This is a genomic window from Mesorhizobium silamurunense (genome assembly GCF_014843905.1).
Lineage (GTDB): Bacteria > Pseudomonadota > Alphaproteobacteria > Rhizobiales > Rhizobiaceae > Mesorhizobium > Mesorhizobium silamurunense.
Genome location: NZ_LPVS01000004.1, coordinates 19995 through 27046, shown reverse-complemented (window position 1 = coordinate 27046; position 7052 = coordinate 19995). Strand labels below are relative to the sequence as shown.

The 7052-nt window shown below is 62.5% G+C and carries 8 protein-coding genes and 1 pseudogene; 2 read left to right on the top strand and 7 right to left on the bottom strand.

Annotation, left to right across the window (positions count from 1 at the left end):
• Positions 1-242: 242 nt before the first annotated feature.
• A complete protein-coding gene (locus AU465_RS36075; RefSeq protein ID WP_246505792.1) occupies positions 243-620 on the bottom strand; it encodes an ATP-dependent DNA ligase in 378 nt (125 codons plus the stop codon).
• 134 nt (positions 621-754) lie between these two features.
• Here AU465_RS36075 and AU465_RS00220 point away from each other — a divergent pair, with 134 nt between their 5' ends.
• Entirely contained in the window at positions 755-925 is a 171-nt protein-coding gene (locus tag AU465_RS00220; RefSeq protein WP_312891164.1) for a helix-turn-helix domain-containing protein, read from the top strand.
• Between the two features lie 92 nt (positions 926-1017).
• On the opposite strand, the gene AU465_RS00215 is transcribed toward AU465_RS00220, so the two are convergent.
• Positions 1018-1305, bottom strand: coding sequence for a hypothetical protein (locus AU465_RS00215; RefSeq protein ID WP_192242708.1), 288 nt, complete (start codon positions 1303-1305; stop codon positions 1018-1020).
• A gap of 554 nt (positions 1306-1859) precedes the next feature.
• Between AU465_RS00215 and AU465_RS00210 the strand changes: the two genes are divergently transcribed.
• Entirely contained in the window at positions 1860-2483 is a 624-nt protein-coding gene (locus AU465_RS00210) for a hypothetical protein (RefSeq protein ID WP_246505791.1), read from the top strand.
• Positions 2484-3298: 815 nt separating this feature from the next.
• On the opposite strand, the gene AU465_RS37345 is transcribed toward AU465_RS00210, so the two are convergent.
• From AU465_RS37345 to AU465_RS00190, 5 genes and pseudogenes are all read right to left on the bottom strand, one after another.
• On the bottom strand, positions 3299-3433 hold the full coding sequence (locus AU465_RS37345; RefSeq protein ID WP_312891165.1) for an NIPSNAP family protein: 135 nt from the start codon (positions 3431-3433) through the stop codon (positions 3299-3301).
• A 46-nt stretch (positions 3434-3479) separates the two neighbouring features.
• Positions 3480-3614, bottom strand: a pseudogene (locus tag AU465_RS37340) (antibiotic biosynthesis monooxygenase); the annotation flags it as partial.
• A 19-nt stretch (positions 3615-3633) separates the two neighbouring features.
• Positions 3634-5031, bottom strand: coding sequence for an NAD(P)H-dependent oxidoreductase (locus AU465_RS00200; protein WP_192242700.1), 1398 nt, complete (start codon positions 5029-5031; stop codon positions 3634-3636).
• Positions 5032-5297: 266 nt separating this feature from the next.
• Complete coding sequence (locus AU465_RS00195) at positions 5298-6167, bottom strand: PfkB family carbohydrate kinase (RefSeq protein ID WP_192242696.1); 870 nt, start codon at positions 6165-6167, stop codon at positions 5298-5300.
• Positions 6164-7033, bottom strand: a complete 870-nt coding sequence (locus tag AU465_RS00190; RefSeq protein WP_192242693.1) for a MurR/RpiR family transcriptional regulator — start codon at positions 7031-7033, stop codon at positions 6164-6166. The genes AU465_RS00195 and AU465_RS00190 overlap by 4 nt, the downstream gene beginning before the upstream one ends.
• Positions 7034-7052: the final 19 nt, after the last annotated feature.

Below are 7052 nucleotides of genomic sequence, written 5' to 3'. Positions count from 1 at the left end.
ATCGCCTTCGCTGCAGCCTTCATCTTCTGGATCAATGAGTCCTGACCCTAGGTGAAAGACGGCGGACCCTGTGCCTGCAGAGCCTCGCAGAACTGGATACGCCGACTACGTCGCGGCGGTCTACCAGTGTCATGTCCAGCAGGTAGTGGCCATTGAGGTGCCGCACATCGAAAGCGACGAAGTAGAGGTCGTGCTGGCGGCGCGTGATGGCTTTGCGCCGAAGTCCGAAACGCCGGCATCATTCAGGACGATGATTCCCCATCGACAATCACGCTTTGAACGTTGAGCCCTTTGGCCGTCTCGACAAGGTCGCGATATTTGGTGGTCCAGTCGAGGCCGCGGCGGGTGCAGATCCGAACGTCGCCGTCATCGATGATGGTCTGCGAGCGGTAGCCGTCGAACTTCACCTGATGGATCCAACCATCGCCTTCCTCGGTTTGTCCCCAGGCTAGGCATAAGAGGAGAAACGAACGATAGCCGACCGTCGCTGGAACGCGTACGCATCGAAGCCCCAACGCAACTCGAATTTGATGCAATATCGCACGGGCTGCTCTGGTTCCATTAGAGATTGCTGAAAAAGCAAAGGGGAACATACACCCCCTGTCGCTGTTCTCCTTCATCGGGACACGCATGGCAGACGACAAAACCAAGACGGATTTTCCGGGACCGCGACCGCGTGTAGTTGGAGGCCGCTTTGACAAATCTATCAGCAGAGCAATCACGTGCGGCACGGGCGCTATTGAACTGGTCGCGAGTGCGTCTCGCAGCCAAGGCCAATCTTGGCGAGGGGACGATCAGCGATTTTGAGAACGGTTATAGGATGCCGAATCCCCGTAAACTCGCTGCTATGCGCCGGGCCTTCGAGGGAGCGGGCGTGGTCTTTGCTACGAGAGGGCCGACGCTGACCCAACCTCGCTGGAGGTGAGGCCGGTGTCATCGGCGGGAATGAGATGTAAGTGCATCAGTCCAACAGAAACCCGCCGGGTGGGCCGGCGGGCCAATCTGGTCGAACTCCGGTCAGCAGCCTTCGGTGGTCGTTTTCATTTGACCCGGCGCAGCGGTTTTGGCGCTCGTATCTTGTTGACCTGGCGCCGCCTGTTTAGCGCTGCCGTTTTGTTGTCCTGGCGCACAGTCCTTGGCCGAGTTCGGATTGGTCGATTTCGTTGTGGTCGCGTCTGTGTTCTGGTCGGTCGGCACCGTGGTGGTTGTAGAAGAGGATCCGCTTGACGTCGTGCTACTTGTTTGCGCGAAGGCAAGACCGGCGGACAAGGCCATTATGGCTGATGCGAACAGAAGCTGTTTCATGGTCATCTCCAAGGGGGTAATGTCCCTTCAAATTCATAACTGGAGAGACTAGGTGCGGTTCCGATGCATTTCCCCAACTGGCTAGCAAGGTGGGAGCGTCGCTAGAGACCTCCACGACGCCTAAGGGCTGAGGCTCATGAGAGCTCTCGCGTGCAAGGCCGCCTGTACTAAGCTGATCGCTCGAGTGCCGCCGAGGAGCCGAGGAATGTAGCCGGCTGCCGGTGTTGGCGTAGTCATTGGCGGTGCGGGTGGGTTGCTAGCGAGGCTTGGCATCATGGCTGTACCAGGCGTTGTTCGCTGCGGCGTGGCTTGTGGCCACTGCTGTCGGCGCCTTAGGCGGCGCAGATTGGCGGGGCAGTTAGCCGCATCGCCAGTCGCCTCGCGGCTTTAGTACATTCGATTTGACATACGTTCGGGCTATGCGGCTGACTCTCCGCAGAATTTTCAATGCGCCTTGCCCAAGAGGGTCCTGGGATGCTCCGGCGGTTGCAGGCTCCGCGTTGAAGTTTGGTGGGTGGGAGACCTATTTAAAGGGAATGCTCGGGCGCCGAAAAATGGATGTAGCTGCGAAGCTGGTTGCAGAATGGGCGCTATCTCCAGCTGCAACGCTTGGATCGTCGGTAAGAGCGAGAGGTATCTTTCTCGACATACGCGCTCGTCTTCCCGCGGCGTCGAGAAAACTGCTCAATATCGAATCCCGGGTGCTTGCGTTGCGCCTACCGGAGGAAGACTCCGATGCTGATGTGCAAGCGGCATGTGCGATCGTATCCAAAGCAATGCAGGACATCGAAGACCTCCCCGTGATCCCCCGCGAAGTCGAGGACATCCTCGTGATTTCAGCGGGCGAGCGACACCGGTGGCTCAAGGACGGTCGCTTGCAAAGCGCCGGGACTAGGACAGTGAAACTTCGCGGACGAGCGAGAAAAATCACCTTTCACGTATTCGATCCGCGGCACATCGAAGATGTCCTTGACCGTGACCTGGTTACGGTCTGGCGTGAGGAAGACGCCGCGACAGCTGCCGAGAGCCGTCGCCGAGCCGCTGGAAAGGCGGCCATGAAGCGTGCCCTAAAGAGCGGCGGTGGGGCTGTAGACTCAACCAAAAACGATCGGGAGGACAAATCCCATTCCAAATTGCGCGGCTGGGAAGATTTCGAGAGCAGCGGACTTCTGCGCTGACGCCACGCTGCGCGATCGAAGCAGAAAGGACAGCAAATATCGCTCCGGGCGCTCGACCGACTGGCTAAAGGCCAAGTGCTACGCGATCGAGGAATACGAGCTGTTTGGTATCGAGCGGGAGGCGGGAAGCCGGCGTTTGCGCTGATGGCAGACAGAGGCACCGGGCGGTATGTAGGCTCCGCTTTCATCACTCTGAACCGAGAGATGCGCGAGCGGCTCTGGCAGCGCGTTCAAGAGCATGCAGGGCCGGCGCCAAAGGGCATGAAGCGGCCGGCAACGCAATGAGTGAGGCCTGGCTTGATGGGCCGGGTAAAGCATCTGCGTGGCGAGGAGGATACGCCTCTTTGTAGGATTTCAGAGACCTTCGTAGGGTCCGCAGCGTCGAATTCAATCGCAAATCCGGCATCGGTCGCGCTTTGCTCAATGAGATTGCCAATTTGCCAATCGGTGAGTTCACAAAGCGGAAACGATCTCCTTACGGCGCGGATCAATTCCGATATCGAAACGCACGTTGTGCCCCGGCCCCGTGAGGTGCTGCGATGCTTGGAGCTCTGCAAAAGCAATTTATCGAACCGGAAGATTTGGCCGTGTGCCAGCTCGTATTCGATCGGATACGCGCCGACGACAAAATCGACCGCCGTTCGGACGAGGGGTCAGGTTCTGGCGCTCGCTATTTCAACGGGGGGTTGTTGACTATGATGACCTGCTGGCCGCAGTGCTCGGGTGTCGTAATGACTTCCCGAAAATTACAGCCAAAAGAAGTCAGTTCCGATGAAGCCTATCCTGCTGCTGGTGGTCATCGCAGCGCGTGTGGCTTAGAGATTCTTGAGCGCGCCGAAGCGCACGACCGTTTCCTCGACCTCGAGCGCCTTCATCGCCGCCTGGAAGCGCTTCAGATGCGGGGTTTGTAGATGCGCCTCGAACACGGCGCGATCGTTCAAAGACCTCATAGAACAGCACCGTGACCTCGGCGCCCTCCGGGCAGACGACATCGACCCGGTGGCAGCCGGCCTCATTGGCGAGCGAATGTCGGGCATCGTCCAGGGCAGCGTCGAGAAATGCGGTCCTGACCTGCAGCCTGACGCGGAATTCGGGGATCACCACGAAGGGTAGCGCACGGCGCTTGGTCATGACTTTCCTTTTGGGACGATCAGGCAGCCACGCTCGGCGTCGGGCGGAACCGCTCTTCCATCTCGCGGCGCACCTTCACGACATCGAGGTCGCTCACCAGCTCGACATCGTTGAAGCTGACGATCTGGTCCTTCCTGACGGCGCGCTTGAGCCGCACATTGTGCGCCAGGCCGATGGGAAGTGCCGCGCGCTCGAGGCTGATCGAGGCTGGAATGGCGTTGGCCCAGACCGCGTAGCCGCCCTCGCCGTCCAGCATCTCGCCCGGCTGCATGTCCTTCTTGGCGGTCGCCACGGCGTCACCGCGGAATTCCTTCGAGGAACCTGTCGGCTCGTTGCGCAGCACGGCCGAGAGCACGCTGATCGAGGTCTCCAGCCCGATGATGTGGAAGGGCCGCCACATCGAGGCGTACCAGCCGGAAGGATCGGTCAGCAGCCCATACTGCTTAAAGCAGGCGCGCGAGTACTCGTCGTGCGCCTTGAAGGTGACGAAGACGCCATAGCGGATGTTGTTGAACACCTCGCGGCCATCCGGCTCCTGGCTGGCGGCGATGTCGACAAGGCCGGAGCGCGCCATGCGCCCGCCATCGTCGGCCGGGCGGAACACCCTGGCAAGGTCGTGCAGGCCACAGGGCGGGAAACCGAGGCCGTCATCGGGGCAGTCGAGGCCGGTGCCGTTGGCGACCGCGGCCATCTCGATCGCCGCCTTGGTGCCGTCGGTGAAGGAGTTGTACATCTTCGGATTGAAATCACCCTTCGCCACTTCCTCCTCGGTCCATCCGAAGAAACCCCAGACGGTGTCGGGGGTGGAGTAGCGGTAGCGCGGCTCGAAATTCATTCCTTTGCCGGCCGCCGTTACCTCGAAACCGGTCGCCCGCGCCCAGTCCACCAGCTCGCAGATCACACCGGTCGCCCGCGCCCAGTCCACCAGCTCGCAGATCAGCGCCGGCTGGTCGCCATAGGCCATCGAATAGACGACGCCCTTCTGGCGCGCCCTCTCGGCGAGGATCGGGCCGACCATGACGTCGGCCTCGACATTGACCATGACAACATGCTTGCCGGCTTCGATCGCCGCCATCGCATGGCGCGTTCCGGCGATCGGATGACCCGTCGCCTCGATCACGCATTCGATCTCATCGCAGGCAAGCAGGGCGGCGACGTCGTCGGTGACGAAAGTCGTGCCGTTCTTCACTGCTTCGCCGGCATCCTTCGCCTGGTATCGCTCCGCCGCCCAGCCGACGCGCTGCAAAGAATCCCGCGCCTCGGAAATATTCAAGTCCGCCACCGCGACCATGTGGTATCCGGCGATGCGCTGCGCCTGCGACAGGACCATCGAGCCGAACTTGCCGGCGCCGATCAAGCCGACCCGTACCGGACGGCCACGCTCCGCGCGTGCGGCAAGCAAAGTGTAGAGGTTCATGTCTGCTTCCTTCGCACGACCGAATTCTCGGGCCCGGCGTCGGCTTCGGCGAGGCATGCAAAGGCTTCCGTGCCCGGTTGACCGGAACACGCAACGAAGGCGCCTTGCGCCCTCCCGCAGCGACGTTGCTACCTCCCCGGCCGGCCGCGCCGCCGATGGTCCGGCCAGTGCTTGCCGGACGGGCTCATTCGTATGGCGAGAAAGCTGTTAGCGCAATTTAGAAGGGGAGCTCGATTGTTTAGCTGGACTAAAGATTGAACATGTCGTCAGGTGCAGACGTGGATAGCGGCGGCCTGGTTCGCGATCTCGAGGCATTGCGCAAAGGCCTGACCCGCGGCCAGTGCCGCGGCAAAGGTCCCCGCGAAGACATCGCCCGCGCCATGCGTGCTGATCAGCCGGACCGGAATGGCGGGAACCACGACGGGATTCTCGCCGCGCTGCATGCCCGCCACGCCGTCCCCGCCTGCTGTCACCACCACGGTAGCGCAGCGGCTGGAGAGCAGCCTGGTCGCGCCAACGGCCGAAGCAATGTCCCCGACCGGGTAGCCCGAGAACTGTTCGGCCTCGATCGCATTCACCATCAGTATGTCGACCAGTGCAATGAGCTCGTCCGGCAGCGGCCGGTACGGCGCGGCGTTGAGACACACGGGCACCCCGGCCGTCTTCGCGGCTTTCGCCGCGGCGAGATTGACGGCGTCGGGCATTTCGTTCTGCAGGATGAGCACGCCAGCATCTCGCCAAAGCGCAGGGTCGTCCAGGCTCTTCGGATCGGCCGCGGCATTAGCCCCGGTGACGATGACGGCGCCATAGTCCCCGCTACTATCCGTTATGGCGACGCTCATGCCTGAGCCGCTGCCGTCAATGCGGGCGACACGGGACGCATCGACACCGGCGGCGGTGAGGTTGGAGAGGAGAAACCGGCCGAAATCATCGTCGCCCACGGCGCCCGCCATCCGCACGTCGGCGCCTGCCTTCGCCGCCGCGACCGCCTGGTTGCCGCCCTTGCCGCCGAATTTCGGCCGCCAGCCGAAACCGGTGACCGTCTCGCCCTTGCGGGGACGGTCCGGCGCGTCGACCATGATGTCGTAGTGCAGGCTGCCGACCACAACCACGACAGGACGAACCGAAGCGCTCATGCGCCGCGCCGCTTGCCGGCGACCGCGCCCATGGTCGCGGCGAGATTGCGCTCCGCCGCCTTCAAGTCGCGCCGCGCGACCGCGGCGAAGACAGCGTCGAAGATGATCAGCTGGGCAATGCGCGCGGCGGCATTTTCTCCCAGCAGCGGCGAGCCCTGGGCGGTCGAGCACAGCACCACGTCCGTGACCGAGGCGAGCGGCGACGTCGCATAGTTGGTGAGCGCGATGGTCCGGGCGCCGCGCAGGCGCGCCAGCTCGATGGCTTCGATCACCGCTGTGCTGGCGCCCGAATGCGAGAAGGCGATGGCGACATCGCCCTCCCCCAGCAGCGAAGCCGACATCAGCATCATATGCGTATCGTCGAACACGCTGGTGCGCACGCCGATGCGCAAGAGCTTGTGCGCGACGTCGCGGGCGATCTGCGCCGAGCCGCCGACGCCATAGAGGTCACGCTGGCGCGCGCTGAAGATCAGGTCGGCCGCGCGCTCCAGCGCTTCGGGATCGAGAATGGCAAGCGTCTCCTCCAGCGCATGGACGGAAGTGCGGAACACCTTGCGCGCGATCTCGGCATCTGTGTCGTCGGGCGAAAGCTCCTCATGCAATTCGGCGGTCGGCAGGCGGTTGTAGCCGGCAAGGCCCGCCCGGAAGTCCTTGAACCCGTCGAAGCCAAGCTTCTTGGCGATCTTGACGATCATGGCCTCCGAGACGCCGGCGTCTTCGGCCACAGCCTTCAGCGATGTGGTCTCGCCGAAATCGCGCCGGCCGAGGATCATGTCGACCACCCGCCCCTCCAGCGGCGTGAGGTGTGGCATCATCATGCGGATACGCGGTCCGATCGTCCTCGGATCGCCAAGTGAAAGGCTCATGCTTTCTCCTTCGGCATCA